The sequence below is a fragment of the Pseudoxanthomonas sp. G3 genome (genome assembly GCF_057654715.1).
On the sequence record NZ_CM172805.1, the window covers coordinates 1,255,584 to 1,278,579 of the forward strand.

Annotated in this window: 22 protein-coding genes and 2 pseudogenes; 12 read left to right on the plus strand and 12 right to left on the minus strand. The window is 68.1% G+C overall.

The window, feature by feature from the left end:
* Positions 1–35 precede the first annotated feature (35 nt).
* Positions 36–815, minus strand: a complete 780-nt coding sequence (locus tag AC23D6_RS05865; RefSeq protein ID WP_487751848.1) for a hypothetical protein — start codon at positions 813–815, stop codon at positions 36–38.
* 135 nt (positions 816–950) lie between these two features.
* Here AC23D6_RS05865 and AC23D6_RS05870 point away from each other — a divergent pair, with 135 nt between their 5' ends.
* Positions 951–1,577, plus strand: a complete 627-nt coding sequence (locus AC23D6_RS05870) for a sigma-70 family RNA polymerase sigma factor (RefSeq protein WP_487751849.1) — start codon at positions 951–953, stop codon at positions 1,575–1,577.
* Entirely contained in the window at positions 1,574–2,245 is a 672-nt protein-coding gene (locus AC23D6_RS05875; protein ID WP_487751850.1) for a ChrR family anti-sigma-E factor, read from the plus strand. The genes AC23D6_RS05870 and AC23D6_RS05875 overlap by 4 nt, the downstream gene beginning before the upstream one ends.
* Positions 2,246–2,339: 94 nt before the next feature.
* Here AC23D6_RS05875 and AC23D6_RS05880 read toward each other — a convergent pair whose 3' ends face one another.
* Both AC23D6_RS05880 and AC23D6_RS05885 read right to left on the minus strand, forming a co-directional pair.
* Positions 2,340–3,353, minus strand: a complete 1,014-nt coding sequence (locus AC23D6_RS05880; protein WP_487751851.1) for an aldo/keto reductase — start codon at positions 3,351–3,353, stop codon at positions 2,340–2,342.
* A 43-nt stretch (positions 3,354–3,396) separates the two neighbouring features.
* Positions 3,397–4,506 (minus strand): alkene reductase, encoded by a 1,110-nt coding sequence (locus AC23D6_RS05885; protein WP_487751852.1) that lies wholly within the window; start codon positions 4,504–4,506, stop codon positions 3,397–3,399.
* A 145-nt stretch (positions 4,507–4,651) separates the two neighbouring features.
* Here AC23D6_RS05885 and AC23D6_RS05890 point away from each other — a divergent pair, with 145 nt between their 5' ends.
* The gene (locus tag AC23D6_RS05890; protein ID WP_487751853.1) at positions 4,652–5,569 is read left to right on the plus strand and encodes a LysR family transcriptional regulator; all 918 of its coding nucleotides are present in this window, start codon (positions 4,652–4,654) and stop codon (positions 5,567–5,569) included.
* 69 nt (positions 5,570–5,638) lie between these two features.
* On the opposite strand, the gene AC23D6_RS05895 is transcribed toward AC23D6_RS05890, so the two are convergent.
* The gene (locus AC23D6_RS05895; RefSeq protein ID WP_487751854.1) at positions 5,639–8,209 is read right to left on the minus strand and encodes a TonB-dependent receptor plug domain-containing protein; all 2,571 of its coding nucleotides are present in this window, start codon (positions 8,207–8,209) and stop codon (positions 5,639–5,641) included.
* Positions 8,210–8,661: 452 nt separating this feature from the next.
* On the opposite strand from AC23D6_RS05895, the gene AC23D6_RS05900 reads away from it, so the two are divergent.
* The gene (locus AC23D6_RS05900; RefSeq protein WP_487751855.1) at positions 8,662–9,912 is read left to right on the plus strand and encodes a putative DNA modification/repair radical SAM protein; all 1,251 of its coding nucleotides are present in this window, start codon (positions 8,662–8,664) and stop codon (positions 9,910–9,912) included.
* A gap of 8 nt (positions 9,913–9,920) precedes the next feature.
* Positions 9,921–10,733 (plus strand): annotated as a pseudogene (locus tag AC23D6_RS05905) (TIGR03915 family putative DNA repair protein); the annotation flags it as partial.
* A gap of 13 nt (positions 10,734–10,746) precedes the next feature.
* On the opposite strand, the gene AC23D6_RS05910 reads toward AC23D6_RS05905, so the two are convergent.
* A complete protein-coding gene (locus AC23D6_RS05910; protein WP_487751856.1) occupies positions 10,747–11,148 on the minus strand; it encodes a GFA family protein in 402 nt (133 codons plus the stop codon).
* 154 nt (positions 11,149–11,302) lie between these two features.
* Between AC23D6_RS05910 and AC23D6_RS05915 the strand changes: the two genes are divergently transcribed.
* A complete protein-coding gene (locus AC23D6_RS05915; RefSeq protein ID WP_487751857.1) occupies positions 11,303–12,226 on the plus strand; it encodes a TolB family protein in 924 nt (307 codons plus the stop codon).
* Between the two features lie 70 nt (positions 12,227–12,296).
* Complete coding sequence (locus AC23D6_RS05920) at positions 12,297–13,862, plus strand: M20/M25/M40 family metallo-hydrolase (protein ID WP_487751858.1); 1,566 nt, start codon at positions 12,297–12,299, stop codon at positions 13,860–13,862.
* A gap of 63 nt (positions 13,863–13,925) precedes the next feature.
* On the opposite strand, the gene AC23D6_RS05925 is transcribed toward AC23D6_RS05920, so the two are convergent.
* Both AC23D6_RS05925 and AC23D6_RS05930 read right to left on the minus strand, forming a co-directional pair.
* The gene (locus tag AC23D6_RS05925) at positions 13,926–14,315 is read right to left on the minus strand and encodes a DUF1428 domain-containing protein (protein ID WP_487752578.1); all 390 of its coding nucleotides are present in this window, start codon (positions 14,313–14,315) and stop codon (positions 13,926–13,928) included.
* A pseudogene (locus tag AC23D6_RS05930) lies at positions 14,301–14,663 on the minus strand (DUF1428 domain-containing protein); the annotation flags it as partial. The pseudogene AC23D6_RS05930 and the gene AC23D6_RS05925, both read right to left, overlap by 15 nt.
* A gap of 138 nt (positions 14,664–14,801) precedes the next feature.
* Here AC23D6_RS05930 and AC23D6_RS05935 point away from each other — a divergent pair.
* Positions 14,802–15,533, plus strand: a complete 732-nt coding sequence (locus AC23D6_RS05935; RefSeq protein WP_487751859.1) for a hypothetical protein — start codon at positions 14,802–14,804, stop codon at positions 15,531–15,533.
* Here AC23D6_RS05935 and AC23D6_RS05940 read toward each other — a convergent pair.
* Complete coding sequence (locus AC23D6_RS05940) at positions 15,530–16,633, minus strand: DUF1615 domain-containing protein (RefSeq protein WP_487751860.1); 1,104 nt, start codon at positions 16,631–16,633, stop codon at positions 15,530–15,532. The genes AC23D6_RS05935 and AC23D6_RS05940 overlap by 4 nt on opposite strands.
* A gap of 82 nt (positions 16,634–16,715) precedes the next feature.
* Between AC23D6_RS05940 and AC23D6_RS05945 the strand changes: the two genes are divergently transcribed.
* Both AC23D6_RS05945 and AC23D6_RS05950 read left to right on the plus strand, forming a co-directional pair.
* Positions 16,716–17,408, plus strand: coding sequence for a GNAT family N-acetyltransferase (locus AC23D6_RS05945; protein WP_487751861.1), 693 nt, complete (start codon positions 16,716–16,718; stop codon positions 17,406–17,408).
* The gene (locus AC23D6_RS05950; protein ID WP_487751862.1) at positions 17,405–18,304 is read left to right on the plus strand and encodes a hypothetical protein; all 900 of its coding nucleotides are present in this window, start codon (positions 17,405–17,407) and stop codon (positions 18,302–18,304) included. Before AC23D6_RS05945 ends, AC23D6_RS05950 begins: the two co-directional genes overlap by 4 nt.
* Here the strand turns inward: AC23D6_RS05950 and AC23D6_RS05955 are convergent.
* On the minus strand, positions 18,298–19,335 hold the full coding sequence (locus AC23D6_RS05955; RefSeq protein WP_487751863.1) for a GlxA family transcriptional regulator: 1,038 nt from the start codon (positions 19,333–19,335) through the stop codon (positions 18,298–18,300). The two genes, AC23D6_RS05950 and AC23D6_RS05955, sit on opposite strands and share 7 nt — an antisense overlap.
* Before the next feature lie 100 nt (positions 19,336–19,435).
* Here AC23D6_RS05955 and AC23D6_RS05960 point away from each other — a divergent pair, with 100 nt between their 5' ends.
* Together AC23D6_RS05960 and AC23D6_RS05965 are read left to right on the plus strand one after the other, a co-directional pair.
* On the plus strand, positions 19,436–20,194 hold the full coding sequence (locus AC23D6_RS05960) for a sterol desaturase family protein (RefSeq protein WP_487751864.1): 759 nt from the start codon (positions 19,436–19,438) through the stop codon (positions 20,192–20,194).
* 67 nt (positions 20,195–20,261) lie between these two features.
* The gene (locus AC23D6_RS05965; protein ID WP_487751865.1) at positions 20,262–20,651 is read left to right on the plus strand and encodes a SpoIIAA family protein; all 390 of its coding nucleotides are present in this window, start codon (positions 20,262–20,264) and stop codon (positions 20,649–20,651) included.
* Between the two features lie 194 nt (positions 20,652–20,845).
* Here the strand turns inward: AC23D6_RS05965 and AC23D6_RS05970 are convergent, their stop codons facing one another.
* The 3 genes from AC23D6_RS05970 to AC23D6_RS05980 all read right to left on the minus strand — a co-directional run bounded on the left by AC23D6_RS05970 (position 20,846) and on the right by AC23D6_RS05980 (position 22,951).
* Positions 20,846–21,397: a redoxin domain-containing protein gene (locus AC23D6_RS05970; RefSeq protein ID WP_487751866.1), complete on the minus strand. Its 552-nt coding sequence runs from the start codon at positions 21,395–21,397 to the stop codon at positions 20,846–20,848.
* Positions 21,398–21,457: 60 nt separating this feature from the next.
* Positions 21,458–22,216 carry a hypothetical protein gene (locus tag AC23D6_RS05975; protein WP_487751867.1) on the minus strand — a complete coding sequence of 253 codons (759 nt, stop codon included), beginning with the start codon at positions 22,214–22,216 and terminating at the stop codon, positions 21,458–21,460.
* 90 nt (positions 22,217–22,306) lie between these two features.
* Positions 22,307–22,951: a MarR family winged helix-turn-helix transcriptional regulator gene (locus AC23D6_RS05980; protein ID WP_487751868.1), complete on the minus strand. Its 645-nt coding sequence runs from the start codon at positions 22,949–22,951 to the stop codon at positions 22,307–22,309.
* Positions 22,952–22,996: the final 45 nt, after the last annotated feature.

Genomic DNA, 22,996 nt, shown 5'->3' on the forward strand with positions numbered 1-22,996 from the left:
TACGCAGGGCGGCGACGATCGGATGCAGGACGCGCTCAGCGTCCGCAGCTGCGCACCAATGGCGTAGCGCGCGCGCGACCGAGCGCATCGGCGTCGGCGGGCGCGGCCGGGTCCGGAAACACGATGCGCACGTCCTGGTGCTTGCCCGCGTCGTCGCGGATCGTGGCGATGCCGGCGAATTCGAGCAGGCGCTGGTCGGCGTCGGCGTAGGTCAGCTGCATCGTCGGGGCGACGAAGCCGTACCACCGGTCCAGCCGCATCGTCAGGCGTTGCGCGGGAATGCCGGACCAGCGCACCGCGCCGCCCGGGCGCAGGCTCACCGGCATGAAGGCCATGCGGCTGGGTAGCAGGAAGGGCTGATCCACCTCGCGCCCTGCGCGCAGCGCCTCCCAGTGCCGGCGGACACTGGCATCGAAGCCGGCATCGATGACCGCGCCCGGCGGCAGCGCGATCGTGCGTTCGCGAGGAGACGCGCCGGACGAAGCGCGCACGTAGACCGTGCGTCCCCGGGGGCCGCTGCGCACGCCTTCGCGATAACCGTCGCGCGCATCCTCGAAGTCGAAATCCGGCGCCTGCGCCGAGGCGCGTTCCACGACCGTTTTCCGGGCGAAGGCGCGGCCGTCGGGACAGCGGTACAGCACCAGACGGTGGGCGAGCCCGTCCTGCCGGTAGCGCCAGTGCGACTCGCGGTACAGCAGGGTGTCGCCCTTGCGCGCGTAGGCCCGCGCCTCCTGCCGCAGGATGTCCGTCGTCGCGGCCGCGGGGACGGCCAGGCAGGCGAGCAGGAGGCCCAACAGGGGACGGTAAGCGGGCATCGATCGTTCCTTTTTGGGGAGCCCCGCCTCTACGCGCGCGCGGACCCGGCGGATGCAGGCAGCGGGGTGCATCCAATCGGTCCGCTCCCGCGTACACGCCGCCATCACGCACCACAACGGGATCTCTGGCTTACCATGCCCTCCGACTTCACAAGGAGACCGTCGTCCCCCGGGACGACCCGGCCGGTGTCCACACCCACGCCTTCCCCGCGGGATGCCCACGACTGGGCCGGCGACATGGTCGCCGTCGCACGCCTGCGCGACCGCGCCAGCTTCATGCGCCTGTACGACCACTTCATGCCGCGGCTGTGCCTCTACCTGCGCGGCCTGGGCAATCCCGAGGCGGTCGCCGAGGACTTGGCGCAGGAAGCGATGCTGCGGCTGTGGCAGCGCGCCGCGATGTACGACCCGCAGCAGGGCGCAGTGTCCACCTGGCTGTTCCGGATCGGGCGCAACCTGCACATTGATCGCGTCCGGCGCGAGCCGGGCTGGGTCCAGGTGCTGGAAGAGGGCGGCCCCGCGGCCGACGAGGACCTGGCCCGCCCGTTCTCGTCGGCGGAGGATTACGCCGAGCATGCCCATCTGCAGCGCCGTATCGAGGAACTGCCCGCCGTGCAGGCGCGCCTGATGCGCATGTCGTATTTCGAAGCCAAGAGTCACCAGGACATCGCCGACGAACTCGGCATGCCGCTCGGTACGGTGAAGTCGCACCTGCGGCGCGCGTTCCTGCGCCTGCAGGGCCAGGTAAGGGGTACGTCGTGAATCCGCACCATCATCTCGATCCGTCCACCGTGGTCAGTTACGCCGCCGGCGCGCTGACCGTGGAAGTGGCGATCGTCGCCGCTACCCATCTGGAGACCTGCGCGCATTGCCGTGCGCGGGTGCAGGAGGCCGAACGCATCGGCGGCCAGTTGGTCGAGCACCAGCAGCCGGCGCAACCGTCGACGGGCCGCCTGGCCGATCTGCGCGCGGCCATGCTCGACCGGCTGGATGCGCCGCTCCCGGTGGCTGCGGCACCCGCGCCGCGTGGCGCGCCGTACGAGGACGACGACCGCCTGCCGACGCCGCTGCACCCCTACTTCGGTCCGTCCTATCGCGCGCTGAAATGGCGCTGGATGGCGCCGGGCGTGCATTGCATCCGTGCCACCGGCACGAAGACGGGCACGCTGCTGATGCTGAAGATCGGCCCTGGCCGCAGCATGCCGGTGCACAGCCATGGCGGTACCGAACTGACCCAGATCCTGCGCGGCGCCTACCACGATGCGCTTGGCCATTTCGCGCCTGGTGATGTCGCCGACCTCGACAGCGATGTCGAGCACCAGCCGGTGACGGTGCCCGGGGCCGCGTGCATCTGCGTTTCCGCGCTGGATGCGCCACTGCGGTTCCCCGGCTGGCTGGCGCAACGGTTGCAGCCGCTGTTCAAGCTATAGCGTCGTCGCCGCCAGGGACCTCGCGGAGGCATTCCCGGGTCGGCCCAGTGTTGTTCGCGCGCGAACGCGCTCCTGTCTGGCCGAGGGCGTGCGATCAGCCGATGCCCGGCAGCGGCGCGTCCACAGCGACCAGGCCCGCGCTGCGCAGGTCGCGCCAGAACTGCACGGGCACGATTTCCTCCAGTGCGGCGCGGTCTTCGGCGATGCGGCCTGGCTTGCTCGCGCCGGGGATGACGGCGGCGACCGCGGGATTGGCCAGCGCGAACTGCAGGCCCGCCGCCTTCATGCTGATGCCGTGGCGGTCGGCGAGCGCCTTGATGCGCGCCACCTTGTCGAGGATCTGCGGCGTGGCCGGCGCGTATTCGAAGTTCGGTCCGCCGACCAGTGCGCCTGAGCTGTACGGCCCACCGACCACGATGCCGAGTCCGCGTTCGGCGACCTTCGGCATCACCCGCTGCAGGGCGCGGCTATGGTCCAGCAGGGTGTAGCGGCCCGCCAGCAGGAAGCCGTCCGGGCGCGGGCCTTCCAGTTCCAGCAGCAGTTCGATCGGCTCCACCCGGTTCACGCCCAGGCCCCAGGCCTTGATGGTGCCCTCATCGCGCAGGCGGTCCAACACCCTGAAGGCGCCGGTGCGCGCCTGTTCGAACATCGCCAGCCACTCATCGCCATAGAAGTCCTGCGCCACGTCATGCACCCAGGCGATCTCGATGCGGTCGGTCTTCAGGCGGGCGAGGCTGTCGTCGATCGAACGCAAGGTGGCGTCGTAGGAGTAGTCGTTGACGATCTTGTTGGGACGGCCGTACTTGAAGACGTCGCCCTTCTCGCCGAGGTCGCGCGCGCTGACGTCTTCCACCTCGTCCAGGACCAGGCGCCCGACCTTGGTGCTGATGACATAGGCGTCGCGCGGCTTGTCGGCCAGCGCCTCGCCCATGCGCAGTTCGGCCAGGCCGGCGCCATAGAACGGGGCGTTGTCGAAGTAGCGGATGCCGTCGTTCCAGGCAGCGTCGACGGTGGCACGCGCTTCCGCCTCCGGAATGTCGCGGAACATGTTGCCGAGCGGGGCGGTGCCGAAACCGAGCTTGCCGGGAAGCAGGTCGTGGAGGGACATGGTGGACTCCTGGATGCGTGAGCGTGGATGAGGGTGGCCGCAGTCAGGCCGCGACGGCCTCGGGCAGGGTGAAGTGCGTATAGCCTTCGGCGCTACCCCCAAAGTAGGCGGACAAGGGTGCATCGAACAGCGGCGCATCGGTGCGCAGGCGTTCGACCAGGTCGGGGTTTCCGATGAAAGGCTTGCCGAAGGCGATCATGTCGGCATGACCGTTGGCGGTAGCGTCGAGCGCGCGCTGCCGGTCGTAGCCGTTGTTGCCGATGTATGCGCCTCCGAAAGCGGCGCGCAGGGCCTGCACGTCGAAGGCGTCGGCGCCGTTGCCGGCGTGCAGCTGGCCCTCGACCACATGCAGGTAGGCCAGCCCCATCTCGCCCAGGCGGCGGGCGACGTACAGGTGTGTCTCCATCGTGTGGCTGTCCAGCGGCGTGTCGCCCACGGCGGTGGACAGCGGCGACAGCCGCAGGCCCACACGGTCGGCGCCCCACACCTCGGCGACGGCGGCGGTCACCTCCAGCAGCAGGCGCGCGCGGTTCTCCAGCGAGCCGCCGTAACGGTCGTCGCGATGGTTGGTGCTGTCGCGCAGGAACTGCTCCAGCAGGTAACCATTGGCGGCGTGCACTTCCACGCCGTCGAAACCCGCCGCCTTGGCGCGGATCGCCGCCTGGCGGTAGTCCTCGATGATGCCGGGAATCTCCTCGGTGGCGAGCGCGCGCGGCATCGTCGGCGGCTGATGGCCGGCTTCGGTGAACACGCTGCCGCCGGCCTGGATCGCGGAGGGCGCCACCGGCGCCGCGTCACCTTCCTGCAGGCTGCTGTGCGACATGCGGCCCACATGCCACAACTGCACGACGATGCGCCCACCCTGGGCATGCACGGCGTCGGTCACCGGCTTCCATGCCGCGACGTGGGCATCGGTATAGAGGCCGGGCGTGTAGGCGTAGCCGCGACCCTGGCGCGAGATGTTGGTGGCCTCGGTGACGATCAGGCCGGCCGAGGCGCGCTGCCGGTAGTACTCGATGGCCAGCGGCGTCTGCACGCCATCCATACCGGCGCGCGAACGGGTGAGCGGCGCCATCGCGATCCGATTGCGGACCTCGAAGGCACCCAGGCGGGTGGGGGAGAACAAGGCGGGGAGCGGGACGGCGGACGACATGGCAGCACTCCGGAAGAAGAGGGAGGAGGGGCGCCTTCGCTTGCCGGACCGGCGCCCCGCCGGTGTGAAGGCAGGATGCGCGCCCGCAAGGCATTCATCCAATTTATTCGTTGAATTCCAGATATATCCACATCAATATGACTGGGTGCGCTACGACCTCAACCTCCTGCCGGTGTTCCTCGCGCTGATGGAAGAGCGCAACGTCACCCGTGCGGCCGAACGGCTGGGCATCACCCAGCCGGCGCTGTCGAACGCGCTCGCGCGCCTGCGCGACACGCTGCAGGATCCGTTGTTCATCCGCGAGCGCTACGGCATGCAGCCAACCCAGAAGGCGATCGCGCTGGCGCCCGGCATCGCCGCGGCGCTGTCGCAGGTGGATGCGCTGGTGTTGGGGCAACGGCAATTCGATCCATCGAAGGCGGAGCGCCTGTTCACGCTGGCGCCGAACAGCTACGTGGAATTCGTGCTCGTGCCCGCCATCGTCGCGCGGCTGCGCGAACGCGCGCCCGGTATCAGGCTTCGGCTGACGCCCTATGGGACCGACCTGGCCGAAACCGGCGCGATCTCCGGCGAGACCGCGATGGTGCTGGGACGCATCGTGGCACCCCCCGACAACCTGGTGGTGCAGCACCTGATGGACGACGGACTGGCCTGCGTGGTGCGCGCGGATCATCCGGTGGTCAACAAGCGCCTGTCGAAGGTGCAGTACGAGCAGCTCAAGCACGTCAATGTTTTGCCCCCCGGCAAACTGCGCGCGGGCCTGTTCCAGGCGCTGGAGAAGCAGGGGCTGCGCCGCGACGTCGTCGTGTCGGTGACGCACTTCCTGTCGATCCCCGAGCTGGTCGCCGCCACGGACTATTGCGCGACGCTGCCGAAGTTGATCTGCAGGCACCTGGCGCGCGATCCGCGCCTGAAGGTGCTGCCGGCGCCGGTGGACCTCGGGACGTTCCCGCTCGAGATGGCGTGGCACGTGCGCTATCGCCACGATCCCGCGCACCAGTGGTTGCGTGGACTGGTCGCTGAGGTGGCCGTGGGTGTCGCCCGCGACACGTCGCCGCGTTAGACGTCAAAGAAAAAAGCCGGTGCCCGCGAGGGGCACCGGCCTGGGGACCGGCAAACCGGTCAGGATGGATCAGAACTTCCAGCCCACGCGTGCGTAGTAGAAACCGCCGTTGAAACCGTAAGGCGAATGCACCGGATAAGCTGCGCCGGCCACGGCCGCACCCCACGGGTTGTCGTCCGGGGTCTCGTCGAACAGGTTCTGCGCGCCGACGTTGACGTACAGGCCGGAGGCGAACTTCCAGCCCACCTCGGCATCGACGATGACCGTGCTGTCCTCGTAGATCGGCAGACCGCCGTCTTCCACGGTGATCGCGCCGCTGTCCAGGTGATCCTCGTACCAGGAGCCGTAGTAGCCGAAACGCAGATTGGCGTGGAAGACCGGACGCTGGTGGTTGATGCTGAAGTAGCCCTTGGTCTTCGGCAGCGATTCCTCGATCTTGTAGACGCGGGCTTCGTTGATGAAGTTGGGGTCGTACCGGTCCACCTCGGTCTTGTTCCAGTTCGCGGCCAGCGAATAGGTCGTCGTGCCGCCGAAGTGGTCGGTTTCCACGCTGGCCACCAGGTCCACGCCGGTGGTGGTGGTATCGAACGCGTTGCCGAAGTAGGTGACCGAACTCAGCGAGGCCGCTTCCGGATTGCCGGAATCGACCAGCGCATCGCGTTCCTCGGGCGTCAGTGCGAAGCTGGTGCTGAGGGCGATGCGGTCTTCCACCTCGATCCGGTAGCCGTCCAGGGTGACCAGCCAGTCGCCGCTGCTCCACACCATGCCCAGCGAGATGTTCTTCGACTCTTCCGGCGTCAGCGGGCGGGAGCCTTTGAGGATCGCGATGGGATTGGTTGGCGGCAGGGTGGCGATGTCCTCCAGCACGCTGCCGTTGAAGGCGGTACTGATCTGGCTGATGTTCGCCTGGCCGGGCGTGGGCGCGCGGAAGCCGGTGTTGTACGCGCCGCGCAGCGCGAACGTATCCGACACGTCGAAACGCGCCGTCAGCTTGCCGTTGGTGGTGCTGCCGAAGTCGTCGAAGTCCTCGTGGCGGATGGCGGCGGCCAACAGCAGCTGCTCGGTGAACTGGGCCTCCAGGTCCAGGTACACGGCCCAGTTCTTGCGATCCCATTCACCCGCCGTGCGCGGATTGAAGCCGTTGAAGCCGTTGGAGCCGAGCGCGAAGCCCTGCTCGGTCAGCGGCCCGATGCCGGTGGAGGCGGCATCGCCCGCCTTCACCTCGAAGCTTTCCTCGCGCCATTCCGTGCCGGCCGACAGGCGCACCGGTTGGGCAGTGAACGACGTCTCGAAATCGGTGCCGACATCGAAGTTCACGCCCTTTTCGGTCTGCGTGTTGCCACCCGGCGAGAAACGCAGGCCAGCGGGCTGCGCGGCGCCCAGTGAGGCGTTGACCGTGTTGTAGATGACGAAGTCGATGTCGTTGCGGCCGTAGGTGACGCTGGCATCCCAATGCCACGCATTGCCCCAGGTGCCCTTGACGCCACCGACCACGGACATGTCTTCCAGGCTGCCGCCGAAGCGCGGGGTGAAACCTCCCGGCAATGACGACAGGAAGGTGAAGCAGTTCGACGGCAGGGCCGCGACGGCGGCGCTCACGGTGCTGTAGGGAATCAGGTTGCCGGCGCCATCGCGCAGAGCGATGGTGGGGCAGCCGCCCGCGCCGGTGGTGTCGCCGATCAGCAGGGTCGCGCCGCCATCGTTGGAGTACACGCCCGAGCGCGCGGTCGGGTTGCGGTAGTAGAAGCCGCCGTCCACGTCGCGCTGGGCGTAGTTGCCGAACAGGTAGACGTCCACGCTGTCGCCACTGATGCCCAGGTTGGCGACGAACTTCAGATCGTCGTCCACTTTCGGCGAACCCCAGATCTGCGCCGGCACCGGCACGTCCGGATATCCCGCCGCGATCGCGGCGGCGGCATCGTCGCGCTGCACGCTGCGCGAGGTGTCGTCGGCCTGGCGCCATTCGGCGGTCAGCGTTGCGTAGCCGCGCGCGGTGAGCGGCAAGCCGATCTGCGCCGAGTATTGGGTGGTGAAGCCGTCGCCTTCGTAGTACTGGCCGGCGAAGGCCTCGAACGCGCCGCCTTCGCTGATCTTCTTCAGGCCGAAGTTGACCACGCCGGCAATCGCGTCGGAGCCGTACTGCGCCGCCGCGCCGTCGCGCAGCACTTCCACCTGCTCGAGCGCCAGCGACGGGAATACGGACAGGTCGGGGCCCTGCGAACCATCGGACAGGCCGTGGCCGAGGAAGGTGATGACCGCGGAGCGATGGAAGCGCTTGCCGTTCACCAGCACCAGCGTGTTGTCCGGCGGCAGGCCGCGCAGGTTGGCCGGACGGATCAGGCTGGCCGCGTCATCGATCGGGATGGTGCTGACGTTGAACGACGGCACCAGCACGCGCAGCTGGTCCAGAGCATCGGTCGAGCCCTGGTTGCGGAACTCCTCGGCGCTGATGATGTCGATCGGCACGGCGGAGGAGGAAACGCTGCGCGGTTGGCCGCGGCTGCCGAGCACCGACACGGTGTCCAGTGTCGTCGCTTCTTCGGTGGTGGGCGTGGGTGTCGGTGCGGGCGGTGTCTCCGCGGTCTGCGCGACGGCGGTACTGCTGCCGACCAGCGCGGCGGCCGCCAAGGCCCATTTCACGGCGGACGCCAACGGCGCCCTGGTCATTCGTACGTACGGTTCCGCTCTCTTGCCCATGTGCTGCGCCCCTAAACAAGTGTGGTGGTGAAGGCCCTCTCTCTTCGGCACTGGAATGACGCACTGCAGTGCCGCCTCTGAACCTTAGGCGGCGATAAATGGCGGAAAGTGTGGCTCATGTCACATCACGATACGCGCTGACACAAAGGTAATTTTCGTTATTCCATACGCTTTGGGCGTGTCGCACAGCGCTGGTGCGAATAGCGGCGCCTGGATCGCGCCATGAACCGTTTGCGTGCGAAGGGCCGAGTGGAGGGACGCGAAGAGGTCCCGCGAACGCAACGCAGCCGCTGGGCGACGGCCTTCACGCTGACGAGAGGGCGGCATCACGTTGATGAATGCCGTAGCCCGGTTTCCGTCTCACGTTTGGAGATGCCGGCGGATAGAATCGGCGCATGCATTTGAAGGACAAGCTGGCGATCCTGGCCGACGCGGCCAAGTACGATGCCTCCTGCGCGTCCAGTGGCGCCGGCAAGCGCCATTCGCTGGGCAAGGGCGGCGTGGGAAGCACGGAAGGGATGGGGATCTGCCACTCCTACACGCCGGACGGCCGCTGCGTGTCGTTGCTGAAGATCCTGCTGACCAACTTCTGCATCTACGACTGCGCCTACTGCGTCAACCGGGTGTCCAGCAACGTGCCGCGCGCACGCTTCGCCACGGCCGAAGTCGTACGGCTGACGCTGGAGTTCTACAAGCGCAATTACATCGAAGGCCTGTTCCTCTCCAGCGGCATCATCCGCAACGGCGATTACACGATGGAGCAGCTCGTGGAGGTCGCCCGCAGCCTGCGCGAGGATCATCGGTTCGCAGGCTATATCCACCTGAAGACCATTCCCGAGGCCTCGCCGGAACTGCTCGCCGCCGCCGGCCGGTATGCCGACCGCCTCAGCATCAACGTGGAACTGCCGACGGAAGCCGGTCTGAAGCAGTTGGCGCCGCAGAAACAGGCGCACGGCATCCGCGCTGCGATGGGCGAGCTGCATACGCGCATCCAGGCGGCGAAGCCGACGAAGCAGGAGGCGAAGCCGGGGCGCAAGCGTCCGCCGAAGTTCGCACCGGCCGGGCAGAGCACGCAGATGATCGTCGGTGCCGACGCGGCGGACGATCGCGACATCCTGGTCAGCAGCGACGCGCTGTACCGACAGTTCCGCATGCGTCGCGTGTACTACTCCGCCTTCAGTCCCATCCCGGATGCCTCCACGCAGTTGCCGCTGCGGGCGCCGCCCCTGCAGCGCGAGCATCGTCTCTACCAGGCCGACTGGCTGTTGCGGTTCTACGGGTTCGAGGTCGGGGAAATCGTCGGCGAAGATGCCGCGCAGGGTGGCATGCTCGACCTGGACATCGACCCCAAGCTCGCGTGGGCGCTGCGCCACCCGGATCGTTTCCCGGTCGACCTCAACGCAGCGCCGCGCGAGATGCTGTTGCGCGTGCCTGGCCTGGGCGCGCGCAACGTGCAGCGGATCATCGACTCGCGTCGCCAGGGCCGCCTGCGTGTGGCCGACCTCGCCCGACTGCGCGCGCCGCTGCAGAAAGTGCTGCCGTTCATCGTGCTGCTGGACCACCATCCGCGGCAGCGCCTGGACGATCCCGTACGACTGCGGCGCGAACTCGCCCCGGCACCACGCCAAGCCGATCTGTTCGGCTGAACACGAGCGTGTTCCGCGCCACCGTCATGCCGGCCTGGGACCTGGATGCTTGGCGTGCGCAGGCGCGGCAGGCCTGGGAGGCCGGACTGCCTCCAGACGCCGTCGAGTGGCAAGCCGATGCCCAGGGCGGACTGCTGGGCGGCGACGAGGTGTCCTCGCAAGCGGCACGGCGCACGGGCCTTTCGGTACCGGCGGATTTCATGGCGCTCGCCGCCGCCGTGCTGTGCCATCGCGACATCGGCCGTCATGCGTTGCTGTACCGCCTGCTGTGGCGGATCGGCGAGGGCCAACGCGCGCTGCTTGACCGCGCCACCGATGCCGACGTGCATCGCGCCACGCGGCTGGCCCAGGCCGTGCGCCGCGATACGCACAAGATGAAGGCGTTCGTGCGCTTCCGCCAGATCGAGGGCGAAGACAACGCCTACCTGGCATGGTTCGAGCCGGACCACTTCATCGTCGACCGGGTCGCTCCGTTCTTCATGCGCCGCTTCGCCGGCATGCGCTGGGCGATCCTCACGCCGTATCGCAGCGTGCAGTGGGACGGAGCGCAGCTGTGGGCGGGCGAAGGTGCGCAACGCGCCGACGTGCCGGGTGACGACGCCGAGGATGCACTGTGGCGGACGTACTACGCCAGCATTTTCAATCCCGCGCGCTTGAACGTCCGCATGATGCGGCAGGAAATGCCGCAGAAGTACTGGAAGCACCTGCCCGAGGCGCACCTTCTGCCAGACCTGATCCGTGAAGCCGGGCGTCGCGTTCGCGACATGGACGAACGCGAAGCGCAGGCGCCGCGTCGGCGGATTCCCGGTCGCCCGCGTCCGCAGGAGGACTGACTTACGGTTGTCGCGGGAATGCCTCCAGCGCGGGATCGATCATGGCCCACGCCGGCGCCGAATCGGTCCAGATGACGGTGGTCGGCACGATGTCGGTGCCATCGTCGAGGGTGCCCACACGGATCACCATGCGTTCGGGGGTTTCGCGCGCTTCGCTGAACACGGGCGTGCCGCAGCGCGGGCAGAACGAACGGCGCATGTGGTGGCCGCTGTCCGCGACGCTGTCCCAACCGGCCAGTTCACCGTCTACCCGCACGGCATCGCGCGGAACGAGGATGTTCACCGCCGCATTGCCGGTGGTCCAGTACTGGCAGTCGCGGCACCAGCAAAGCCTTACCGCGAGGGGTTCCGCGCTCAAGGTGTAGCGCACCGCGCCGCATCGGCAACCGCCTGTTCTGATCATGTTCGTCTCCTTGGAGTTGCGTACCCTAGCCAGTCGCAGGCTTGAACGGAACCCGGCGTACCTTGAAGCCGGCTCAAGGCTGGGTTGCGCAATGCTCGCTACGTCCCGGCGCACGGGGACTGTACGGTCGCACGTGATCCAGAGGAGATATGGCATGTCCGTCCGTTCGGCGTTATGGCTTCCGTTGGTGCTGCTTGCTGCGATGTCCCACGCGGCGCCCGCGTCGGATATCGTGGTACCCACGTCGCCCGTGCGGTGGACACCACCCGCGCTTTCCTCCGACCAGTACGAATCGTCCCCGGTGTTTTCCCCCGATGGTCGCGAACTCACCTTCTTCCGCGCGCCGCCCGCGTTCGATCGGTATCGGTTGCTGATCTCGACGTGCGAAGGCGGGCAGTGGGGCGCTCCCCGAGAGCCTGCGTTCGCGGGTCCGGCTCCCGCGCTGGAGACGGACCCCGCCTACAGCCCCGACGGCGCCTGGCTCTATTACGCCAGCGACCGCACGACGCCGGGCGATCTCGATATCTGGCGCGTCACCCGCCTCGCCGACGGGCGTTGGGGCGAACCGGAGCGGTTGCCCGCCCCCGTCAATACGCCGCATACCGAGCTGCTGCCGCGTCCGCTGGCGGATGGGCGCCTGCTGTTCGGTTCGCATCGCGCCGGGGGCGTCGGAGGCCGCGATCTCTGGTTCGCCACGCCACATGACGATGGGCGGTGGAAAGTGACGCCGTTGCCTACGCCGGTCAATACCGCGGGCGACGAGTACGAAGCCGATCTTTCGCGGGACGGGCGCGTGCTGGTCGTGGTGGCCAACCGCGGCACGCGATCACATCTTTACGTATACGACCGCGAAGACGATGGCTGGCGCCAACGCGGTCGGGTGCCTGCGCGCGACGATGTCTTCCAGGTGGGCCCTCTGTTGTCGCCGGATGGGAAGCGCGTGCTCTTCGCCCAGGCCGACGGCGCCGCCTCGGGCGAGTTCTTCCTCGTGGATCTGGCGCCTGGCGCCGATCCGGCGTGGCCCCCGGCGTGTGCGGGTCCGCCACGCCGGGATGTCATCGGGGCAGAACATCCGTAGCGTGCTCGTCGCAAGCCCTGCGAGCCGGCTCGTGTAGGGTGCGATCATCGCAACCCATCCCGGAGTGATGATGTCCAGTCTGCGCGCGTTGTCGTCCTGTCTTCTTCTTGCGTTGCTGTGCACGGGCATGGCGCCTGCGCTTGCCGCGGATTCGCCCCGGCCTACCTATCCCTGGTCCACGTCGGAGGCGTTCGATGCGTCTCGCGTGCCGGCCTATCCCGGCAAGCATGACGCGGTCTACGCAAGGATCGATGCCGACATCGACGCGCATACCTTGCAGCTGCAACGCTGGGTGAGGCAGCGTTCCATCAGTGCGCAAGACGACGGCATCGACGCGATGGCGAATCTGGTCGCCGACGACTTGCGCGCGCTGGGTTTCCGGGAAGTGCGAAAGGTGGAGACGCCCGGGCATCCGGGCGTACTGGGTTACTACGATGCGGGCGCCGAGAAGACGCTCGTCGTCTACATGATGTACGACGTGCAACCGATCGAGGACAACTGGCAGATCGACGACCCCTTCGCCGGTTCCCTGGTCAGGAATGAGCACGGTACGGTGCTGATGGCGCGCGGCGCCACCAACCAGAAGGGGCCGCAACGCGCGTTCCTGAATGCGTTGGACGCCATGATCAAGACGGATGGCACGCTGCCGGTGAACCTGTACGTGATCGCCGAGGGCGAGGAAGAGCTGGGTTCGCCGAACTTCGGCAAGGTCATCGAACCGTGGTTGGATCGCCTGCGCAAGGCCGATGGGGCGTTCTTCCCGATGAACATCCAGCGGCCGGATGGCTCGGCGTCGCTGAATCTCGGCGTGAAGGGCATCGTGTACTTCGAGCTCGAATCCAAGGGTGGCGCGTGGGGAGGCCCTGCGAAGTCCGAGGTGCACGGCTCCTTGAAGTCGTTGGTCGACTCGCCGACGCTCCGGCTAGTGCAGGCGATCGCCTCGATGACCACGCCCGACGGCAACACCATCGCTATCCCGGGGTACTACGCGTCGGTGAAGGCGCCGACGGTGGAGCAGCAGCGCCTGATCAACGCCCTGGCTGCGGGCGCCGACGACGCGACGGTGCAGCGCAGCTTCGGCGTCTCGCGCTGGATCGACGGGCTGACCGGGCGCGATGCGATCGTGCGCGACCTGTACGACCCCACGCTCAATGTGGATGGCCTGTGGAGCGGCTACACCGGGGAGGGCATCAAGACCATCCTGCCGCATGTGGCCACCGCCAAGATGGACTCGCGATTGCCGCCCGGTCTGGAACCGGATGACGTCTACCGGATGATTCGTACGCATCTGGACGCCAAGGGTTTCAGCGATATCGTGCTGCGTCCGATGTCTGGCTATCCCGCCGCCTCGACCTCGGTCGAGGCACCGCTCGTGCAGGCCATGCTGGGCGTGCTGAACAAGTACGGCGCCAGGACGCGGGTCTCGCCCTGGCTCGGAGGCAGTGCGCCGTTCTACCAGTTCACGCGCACGCTGGATCTGCCGTTCGTGTTCGGCGGACTGGGTTACGGCACCGGTGCGCACGGGCCCGACGAGTTCATGCTGATCCACCCGGCCGAAGGCGTGAAGGCGGCGGGATTGGCCGATATCGAAAAGTCCTATGTCGACATCCTGCACGCCTTGTCGGAGACCCGTTGAGCCGCCCTGCAAGCCAACACCCTGCGACGGCCCGGCCGCCGGGCCGTCGCGTACTCCGCACGTCTAGCCGCGCAGCTCCACGACGGGCGTGAAGCCGCCGTAGACCATGCGCTGGCCGTCGAACGGCATCGGCGGGTTGTCCTTGTTGGACGGATCCATGCGCGGGTCCTCCATCATCTTCTGCATACCGGCGTCGCGCGTGGCCTTGTCCGGCCACTCCACCCACGAGAACGCGACGGTCTCGTCATCCTTCGCATCCACGGCGCGGAAGAAGTCGGTCTGCTTGCCGCGCGGTACGTCGTCGCCCCAGCCCTCGACGATGCGGGTGGCGCCGTAGCCCATGAAGATCGTGTCGAACGTGGTGGCATAGTCGGTAAACGCCACCTTGTTCTTCGTCGGCACGGCGAGGATGAAGCCGTCCACGTAGGACGACGTGCCCGCGCTGTCGCCCAGTTCCAGCGTCGGCACGAAGCCGCCGTAGATCAGGCGCTTGCCATCGAACGGCATGGGATTGTTCTCCGGCGACATGCGCGGGTCGTCCATCATCTTCTGCATGCCGGCGTCGCGCGTGGCCTTGTCGGGCCATTCGATCCAGGAGAACACCACGCTTTCGTCGGACTTCGCCTGCACGGTCCTGCGGAAGTCGGTGACCTTGCCATCGGGCACGTCGTCCTCCCAGCACTCGACCACGCGCGTGGCTCCCTGCTCGATGAACACGGGATCGCCAAGATGGGCGTGTTCGATGAACTTCTGCTTGTTCTCGTTCGGCACGGCGGCCACGAAACCATCGATGTAGGGCATGGGAACCTCCGGGAAAGCGGCGTCGGAATGACGCCTTCCTGAACGCGACGAACGGACGGGACGGAATTCGACAGGCGGCTGGCCGGTGCCTGCCGGCGCGGGCGTTCAACCTGCCACGATCAAGACAAAGGTGGCGTGATGGCGGTTTCTGCAACGGGCGCGGTGCCGCGCCGATCCGGTCCGTGGGGCATCGGCAGTGGCGTATGGATGTGGGGCCTGGTGGCGCTGGTGGGCGTGGGCTTCTGGAAGACCTATTTCAGCCGGTTGGGCCTGGCCGACGCCGTTACTCACCTGCATGCAGGCCTGATGATCGCCTGGCTGGCGATGCTGCTGGTGCAGCCCTGGCTCATCCGCACCCGCCGCATGGCGCTGCATCGCCAGGTGGGGCAGTTCTCCTATGGCGTGATGCCGGGCGTGCTGATCACCGCGCTGTGGCTGTCGCATCTGCGGATCGCGGCCGCGCCGCCGGAGATGTTCGGGCTGCAGTCGATGCTTCTGTACCTGGGTACGGCGGCGTCGGTGATGCTGGCGCTGTTCTGGGGCCTGGCGATCGTGCACCGGCGCGACTCGGCCCTGCACGCACGCTACATGGTGGCCACGGCACTGGTGATGATCGATCCCGCGGCCGCCCGCCTGATGCTGGCGCTGCTGCCGGAAGGCGCGCGTTTCAATCCCTCGTGGGGCGGCTATGCGCTGACCTTCGCGATCCTGGCGGTGCTGATCGTGTTCGATCGAGCGGCGCCGCGCGGGCGCGGCGTGTTCCGCTTCGTGGCGGCCGTGTTCGCGCTGAATTTCGTGCTGATGCATGTGGTGCCCGGCACCGCGGCCTGGCAGGCCTACGCTCGCTGGTGGGCGGGACTGGGCGGCTAGCGCTGCAGGCAGCGCCGGTAGCGCTCATCCACACGGGTGGCGAACCAGGCGGTGGTCAGCTCGCGGGTGATCTTCGGGCTTTCCAGCGTGATGCCGGGGATCATCGCGCGCGGCAGCGGCTTGCCAGCGCGTGCTTCGGCCAGCGCATAGAGCCGGCTGTAGAGCGGGGTGTCGTCGAAGTCGAGGCGGTTGCCGCGTTGGAGCGCGTCGCGGATCTCGCGTTCATCCATGCGCAGGTCGCTGGCCAGCGTGCGCACGGCGCGCTCGGTCTGCCCGGGCTTGTCCATCGGCGCTCCCGGATTCAACAGGTCGCCGTCCAACGCCAGCCTCGTTCCGGCGGCGATCCCGACCGCGCTCTGGAAGGCCGCGTTTCGGCTGGCATACCAACCGGCGTTGTAATCGGCGAAGCGGTGCACCTTGCGTGTGTACGGCGTCTGGTAGCCCAGCAGGTGGGCGATGCCGAAGTAGAGGCCGCCGCGCCGCGTGAAGACCTCGTCCCGGATGCTGCCTTCGACGGGATAGGGATAGCGCGTTGCGTTGGCTTCGGCGAACGGGATGGACACCTGCATCGGTCCGCCGGTCTGCACCGGGTTGTAGTCCGCGAACAGGCGCTTGCCCAGCGGCAAGCTGCCGATCATGTCTTCGTAGATGTCGCTCAGGTCGCGCTCGGTACGCACCGTGCGCAGGCGATCGGCGTACGAGCGGCCGTCGGGTGAGCGGAGCGCCAGCGCGGCATCGACGAGGAAGGTCGGCACATGCAGGGCGGCCGCGCGGCGGTCGATCTCGCCGCGGGCGATCTTCGGCAGGTTGGCGACGGCCGGGTTGGCCACGTAACCGGATTCCTGCTCGGTGACCGCGAGGACCGCGCAGATGTTCTCGCTGTTGGGCTCGATGCGCTGCGCGGCAAAAGCCGTCTCGATGTCGGCCGCCCAGCGCTCGCGCTCGGCGACCTTCGTCGGCATGCGCCGCACGATCTCGCTGCGCGTATCCGCCGGAGGGCGCGTGGGCGTGGGTGGTGCGGTGACGCAGCCGGCCAGCAGCAGGACGGACGCGCAGGCCGCGGCGCGGCGCAGGAAGCGGAAAGCGGGCGATGTCGTCATGCGCGCAGCATACGGAGCGCCCCTGTCGGATGCACGAGGGCCCGGTGCATGGATAATCGGGGTTCTTCCCGCGTGCATGCCGATGACGACGTCCCTCGACAACCCGTTCTGGTCCGCCCTCGATTCGATCCACCGCGGCATCGCCCTGCGTGCCGGCGATGTCGCGCGCTACCCGGCCGACTACGCACCCTTCCTGGGCGTGCCCGCGAGCGATGCGCGCGTGGACGATGCGCTCGACCGGCTGGTGGCGTCGGGGGAGTCGGTGTATCTGCTGGGGATCGCCCCCGTCTTGCCGGCGGGGTGGCAGCTGAAAGGCTTTCGTCCGCTCGCACAGATGGTCTGCGATGCACCGCTCGCGCCGATGGACGGCCCGGACATCGTGCCGCTGGGCGAAGCGCAGCGCGCCGATGTGCTGGCGCTGACGGCGCTGGTGTATCCGCACTACTTCCGCGCGCGGACGATGGACATGGGCCGCTACTTCGGCATCTACCGCGACGGTCGCCTGGCCGCGATGATCGGCGAGCGCCTCGGCGACGAGGGCCATCGCGAGATGAGCGCGATCTGCACGCACCCGGAGTTCAACGGCCACGGCTACGCGCGCCAGCTCACTACGTGGCTGACCAACGACACCCTCGCGCACGGGCGGCAACCGTTCCTGCACGTCAGCTACGAGAATCCGCGCGCGCTGGGGTTGTACGAACGCCTCGGTTACCGCGTGCGGCGCGACATCGGCTTCTGGTCGCTGCGCCGCCAGGGCGCGGAGGCGGCCGCATGACGCACATGGCGGGGTTGCTGTGGGCGTCGGCCCTCGTTGCGCTGGCGCTACCGCTGGCTTGGCTGTTGCGGAATGCCTGGCGCGCGCGAACCACCCGCAACCATGTGGCGGCGGCACCTTTTCCTTGGCGCGCCCTGTTCGGTTCCCTGTTGCTCTACGTGCTGGCGTTCAACCTGACGTTCTTCGTGCAGGAAGTCTTCCTGGTGCTGCCGAAGGCACTGACGCCAGGGCTGATGCCCACGCTGTTCCACAACAACCACCGCTGGGAAGGCGAACACCCGCTGGCAGCGCTGTTCCAGGGCACGGGCGCGTTGGCGACGGCCGTGATGGGGCTGGCCTGTCTGTGGGCGGCACGCCGCGGAGCGGGGCGCACGCCGGTGCGGCGCATGGCGCTGGTCTGGCTGGCGTTCTGCGGCCTGCTGATGGCATTGCCGCAGGTCGTGATCGGCGCCCTGAGCGGTGGCAGCGATGTCGGCATGGCGATGGATTATCTGCAGCTGTCCATGGCCACCAAGTCCCTCCTCGCGGTGCTCGCGCTGGTGGCGATGCCGTGCGTGGCGCTGGCGTTGCTGCCCCCGGCGCTGGCGCTGGCCGAGGATGCCGGTACGCCACGCGCCCGCATGCGGCATGTCGGCGGGTGGATCGTGCTCCCTGCGCTGCTGGGAATGGTGGCGGTGCTTCCCTACCGCGTGCCGCGCGAATGGCTGGAAGTGGTGCTGCTGCCGGTCCTGGTGACCGTACCCGGCGTGCTGTGGATGCTCGCGGGCGCCGCGCAGGCCCGCGCGGCCACGCCGCGGGTAGTCGGACGCGTGACACTGGGTGCCTTGCTCATCGCGGCGCTGGCGTTGCTGGCCTTCTTCCACGGCGTGCTGCGGCCGGGCGTCGCGTTCTACTGAGCCCCCGCTCGCTGCAGCATCCGCCGCATGCCGCCGAAGCGCCGGCGGTACTGCGCGGGCGACAGCCCCACCTTGCGGCGGAACAACCGGCTGAAGTACGCCGCATCCTCGTAGCCGACCGCCTGCGCGATGGCTTCGACGACGTCGTCGCCGGCTTCGAGTTGCTGCTTGGCTTCTTCCAGGCGCAGCGTATGCACGTAGTCCAGCGGCGACAGCCCGGTCGCCTGCTGGAAGCGGCGGGCGAACGTGCGCTCGGCCAGACCGCTGGCCTGCAACATGCCGGCGACGGGCGAGGGCGCGTCGTAGTGCTGCGCGATCCACACCTGCGCGTGCGCGACCGCCGCGTCCGACGTCGTCCGCGTGCGTGCCAGGCTTGCGAACGGTTGCTGGCCGGTCTGGTGCCAGTCGATCAGGAACACGCGCGCGGTCTGCATCGCACACTCGATGCCCGCCACGCGTGCGATCAGGTACAGCGCCAGGTCGTGCCAGCTGGAGCCGCCGCCCCCCATGACCAGCCGCTGGTCGGGTCCGGCGGTGACGACCACGCGCTGCGGATGCACGCGGACGCGGGGATGGCGCGCGGCGAGCGCGTCGCAATAGGCCCAGTGCGTGGTGGCATCGTGGCCATCGAGCAGACCGGTTTCGGCGAGCAGCATCGCCCCGGTGCAGGCGGCGGCGATCACGCTGCCACGCGCATGGCAATCGCGCAGCCAGCGCGCTTCTTCCTCGTAGCCGTGCAGCGCGATGTCGCCGGGATAGATGGCCAGGTCCGGAATGCAGATGAAGTCGGGCGCGGGCAGGTCGCGCAGGGCGATTTCCGGGGTGACCACGATGCCGTTCACGACGTTCAACGGCGCGGTGTCGCGGGCGGCCAACAACGGCCGGAACACCGATTCGCCCGGCGGCAGGCCGATCATCGGCGGCCAGTCGCGCCCGGCCGAATGGAACAGGTCGTACATGCCGTACAGCACCGAAGCGGCGGCGCCGTGGGTGGCGAGCAGGGCGATGGTGGGGCGTTCGCGGCGCGGCATGACGGAAATGTCAGGTTGGCGGCGGAAATGGCTGCGGTGTCAGGGCGCGGCAGCCCCTATCGTGCCGCCTCCCCCGTAGTAGACCAGAGCCGTCGCCGCCATGCCAACGCCCCTCGAACTCCTGCTTCATCCGCTGTCCTTCGCCTTCTTCGGCATGTATGCCGCGCTGATGCTGTGGGAAGCGATCGCTCCCGCCCGCGCCTTGCCGCGCATCGCGCGCTGGCGCACGCGCGGCCTGCTGGCGACGGTGTTCTACTTCCTGCTGTCCTCATACCTGCCGCTGCTGTGGACGCAGTTCCTGCTGCCGCTGCAGCTGTTCGACCTGAGTCATCTCTGGTGGCCAATCGGCGGGCTGGTCGGCCTGTTGGTCTACCAGGCCTGTGCGTACGCATGGCACCGCGCGATCCACGGCAACGACTGGCTGTGGCGCTTCGGTCACCAACTTCACCACAGCACGGAACGCCTGGATACGTTCAGTGCGTTCTGGTTCAGTCCGCTCGACACGCTGGGTTGGACGGCGGTCGGCAGCCTCGCGCTGACGGTGATCGTCGGCCTCAGTCCGCAAGCCACGACGGCGGCGCTGCTGTCGGCCACGTTGCTGGCGATGCTGACCCATACCAACGTGCGCACACCGCGCTGGCTGGGCTGGTTCGTCGAACGGCCGGAGATGCATTCCTGGCACCATGCGCGTGGCCTGCATCGGCAGAACTATTCGGAGCTGCCCGTGTTCGACCTGCTATTCGGCACGTTCCACAACCCGCGCGACTTCGCGCCGCAGACCGGATTCCATGAAGGCGGTTCGGCGCGCGTGATCGAAATGGTGATGGGGCGCGACGTGGCCCGCGATCCAGCTTCGTGAAGCCCTGTTGACACCCTGATGTGCAGCGGCGGCTATGGTCGCCGCTTCCGCACGAGGGAGTGTCTGCATGATCGAAACCCTGACCAGTCCGCCGTATGTGGCCGCGTACCGGTTCACCGGCCAGCTCAGCGGCGAGGACTACGACGCCTGCATCGCCGACCTGGAGGCGCGGCTGGCGCAGTTTCCGCGCATTGCCGTGCTGAGCGACCTCAGCGACATGCAGGGTGTGTCGCTGGAGGCGATCGGGAAGGACCTGCGCTATGCGGCATCGAAGCTGGGCGAATTCGGTCGCTTCGCGCGCGCGGCCATCGTCACCGACAAGCGCTGGCTGGTGGCGGCCACCGAATTCGCCGCGCATCTCTTGCCGACTACCGAGGTGCGTACGTTCGCGCAGGAGGAGCGTGCGAAGGCACTGGCGTGGGCAGCGGATCTTGATCCGCACGCACCATCACGCTAGCGTCGCTCAGGGAAACAACGCGCTGCCGAGCACCGCCAGCGAGACGCCGAGGCCCATGAAGGCCAGGCGGTGCAGCAGCGGGAACGGGGCGGGTGTGCGGTGCATGGCGCTATCCAAACCTGAGTGGCGCGAACGCGCCGTGAAGCCCCTGTGTCAGTTCCAACGCGGCCGACAGGCGGTAGCGGCCACCCTCCTCAGGCAGGCAGGGCGCAGCCTTCCCGGCCACATCCCGGTTCCGTACTGAGTGCAGATTTCGTTGCCTGCGTAACCATCTCCGCCTCATGCACCAGCGCCGCGATCTGCGCGCCCAGCATCAGGTCGCTGACCTGGCCGAAATGCTGGTGGCGGATCCGGCCTTGCGCATCGATCAGCACCAGTGTCGGGGTACCCCGCATGGCGTAGGCGTCCATCGTCTGCGCGACGGGGCCGTGCGTGCCGGGGCGGTCCACGCCGACAGGGAAGGCGATGCGGTACTCGTGCAGGAAGGCTTCCAAGGCCACCGGCGTCATCGCCGCGTGGTGTTCGAACACGGTGTGCAGGCCGACGACGGCGACCTGATCCGCAGGGAACGTCGCGTGCACGCGCGACGACTGCGGCAGGCCGTGCGACACGCAGCCCGGGCACAGCATCTGGAAGGCCTCCAGCACGATGACCTTGCCGCGCAGCGCTTCCAGCGACAAGGGACGGGACGTGTTGAACCAGCGGTCCACCTGCCAAAGTGGCGCCGGGCGATCAAGGGCGGTCATGGGGAGTATCTCTGAGGGTCGCAGCCGGTCCGGCGTGGACCGGCGCGACGGGGGATGGGCTTACTTGTTCGGCTTGCCGGGCAGGCTCAGGTTGCTGGAGGCGACCTTGAACACGTCCACCACGCACAGCAGCGGCGCATGCACGCTGGCATTGACGCGCAGGCCGGCAGTGACGCCGTCGAAGCTGCCGGCGGTGACCACGCCGATGTCGTCGAACGGCACCTTCACTTCCACCGTTTCGGCATTGAGCGTGGGACTCCAGCCCGGGCTGTCGAGCAGGATGGGGAAGCCCGGCCAAGTCTTCGGCAACCGCGGCTTGCTGCCTTCGGGGATATCAACCACGGCGAGCGCACCCGGGCCGCAGGTCTCGTTCGGCTTCAGCACGACCCAATGGCTGTGCCACAGGTTGCCATCGTTGTCGCGCTTGCCGTCGCCGTTCTCGTCGTACAGCGGCGTGTCGTCGAAGTCGGGGTGGGCGGTGACCGCCATCGCCAGGATGCCGGCGCCTTTCTCGAAGCCGACTTCGTACGGATCGATGGTGGTCGGCCACACGTAGGAGAACACATCGCTGCCGGCCAGCTTGCCGGTGGCGGCCGGCGTGCTCTTGCCGGCCTTGCCGGACACGGCCATGTGGAACGTGGCGATGTTCTTGTCCGTGGTGATCTTGGTGTGGACGATGTCGAAATCGGCGGTCACCGCCTGGTTGGCGGCTAATGGGATGCCGCCGGTGTGGGCCTTGCCGTCGTGGGCGTGCACACCGCCGATGGCCAGCGCGAGTGCGGCGGCCAACGCGAATCGTCGGGGGGTGTTCTGGCGCATAATGAAATTCCTCTTGCTTGCTCTCGCTAGGGTGGGTGGGAGGTACAGGGCGGTGTCCGATGGCAGTCGGGCGCCGTCCTTCTTTTTCCGCTACGGCGGAGTCGGTTGGCGGAAGCGAAGCACGCTTCCGCGGCGGATGTCGTCGTCCGCGGGCCGCTGCTCCGCGCAGTCCACCCGCAGTTCGGCATCGCCGAAGGGCTTGTCGACAAATGCGCAGACGTGCGGGGCACCGCGTTCGCCCGAGGCGAACGGCCGGAAGAACTCACAGCCCAGGCAGGTCCGCAGACCGGTGGCCAAGCCGTGTTCCTGCGCTTCGTTGACGAGCAGTTGGGTGACGCGCAGCAGTGCGGCGAGATCGGCGTCGCCCAGTGATTCGACCAGCGATCCCATGCCCTGGTCTGGGCGCTGCAACTGGCTGGCCAGGCGCGAACCGGCCGAGGTCAGCTTCACGCGCGCGGCGCGCGCATCGTCGGGGTCGGGCGTACGGCGGATCCATTGCTTGCCTTCCAGCGCCTTCAAGGAGTCGCTGAGGCTTGCCGGTGACACGCCCAGGCGCTCGGCGATCTGGCGGGCACGCAGGCCGTCCTGCACGCCCTGCAGCATCCGCAGCACCGCGGCCTGCGTGGGCGGCAGCGAGGGCGTGCCGTCCTGGCGCCACGATTGGGCGCGCACCAAGTGGGCCAGCTGTTCCAGGCCACGCGTCGCCTGCCTGCGTTGGAAGGGAGTATCGATCATGGCACGTAAGTTAGGAGTCCTAACTATATTAGTCAATGACCGTTC

Excerpts from the sequence above, each read along its gene's own strand:
- AC23D6_RS05865 (WP_487751848.1), bottom strand. The coding sequence starts at position 815 with ATGCCCGCTTACCGTCCCCTGTTGGGCCTCCTGCTCGCCTGCCTGGCC.
- AC23D6_RS05870 (WP_487751849.1), top strand. The coding sequence starts at position 951 with ATGCCCTCCGACTTCACAAGGAGACCGTCGTCCCCCGGGACGACCCGG.
- AC23D6_RS05880 (WP_487751851.1), bottom strand. The coding sequence starts at position 3,353 with ATGTCCCTCCACGACCTGCTTCCCGGCAAGCTCGGTTTCGGCACCGCC.
- AC23D6_RS05885 (WP_487751852.1), bottom strand. The coding sequence starts at position 4,506 with ATGTCGTCCGCCGTCCCGCTCCCCGCCTTGTTCTCCCCCACCCGCCTG.
- AC23D6_RS05900 (WP_487751855.1), top strand. The coding sequence starts at position 8,662 with ATGCATTTGAAGGACAAGCTGGCGATCCTGGCCGACGCGGCCAAGTAC.
- AC23D6_RS05910 (WP_487751856.1), bottom strand. The coding sequence starts at position 11,148 with ATGATCAGAACAGGCGGTTGCCGATGCGGCGCGGTGCGCTACACCTTG.
- AC23D6_RS05915 (WP_487751857.1), top strand. The coding sequence starts at position 11,303 with ATGTCCGTCCGTTCGGCGTTATGGCTTCCGTTGGTGCTGCTTGCTGCG.
- AC23D6_RS05920 (WP_487751858.1), top strand. The coding sequence starts at position 12,297 with ATGTCCAGTCTGCGCGCGTTGTCGTCCTGTCTTCTTCTTGCGTTGCTG.
- AC23D6_RS05935 (WP_487751859.1), top strand. The coding sequence starts at position 14,802 with ATGGCGGTTTCTGCAACGGGCGCGGTGCCGCGCCGATCCGGTCCGTGG.
- AC23D6_RS05940 (WP_487751860.1), bottom strand. The coding sequence starts at position 16,633 with ATGACGACATCGCCCGCTTTCCGCTTCCTGCGCCGCGCCGCGGCCTGC.
- AC23D6_RS05945 (WP_487751861.1), top strand. The coding sequence starts at position 16,716 with ATGACGACGTCCCTCGACAACCCGTTCTGGTCCGCCCTCGATTCGATC.
- AC23D6_RS05950 (WP_487751862.1), top strand. The coding sequence starts at position 17,405 with ATGACGCACATGGCGGGGTTGCTGTGGGCGTCGGCCCTCGTTGCGCTG.
- AC23D6_RS05955 (WP_487751863.1), bottom strand. The coding sequence starts at position 19,335 with ATGCCGCGCCGCGAACGCCCCACCATCGCCCTGCTCGCCACCCACGGC.
- AC23D6_RS05960 (WP_487751864.1), top strand. The coding sequence starts at position 19,436 with ATGCCAACGCCCCTCGAACTCCTGCTTCATCCGCTGTCCTTCGCCTTC.
- AC23D6_RS05965 (WP_487751865.1), top strand. The coding sequence starts at position 20,262 with ATGATCGAAACCCTGACCAGTCCGCCGTATGTGGCCGCGTACCGGTTC.
- AC23D6_RS05970 (WP_487751866.1), bottom strand. The coding sequence starts at position 21,397 with ATGACCGCCCTTGATCGCCCGGCGCCACTTTGGCAGGTGGACCGCTGG.
- AC23D6_RS05975 (WP_487751867.1), bottom strand. The coding sequence starts at position 22,216 with ATGCGCCAGAACACCCCCCGACGATTCGCGTTGGCCGCCGCACTCGCG.
- AC23D6_RS05980 (WP_487751868.1), bottom strand. The coding sequence starts at position 22,951 with ATGATCGATACTCCCTTCCAACGCAGGCAGGCGACGCGTGGCCTGGAA.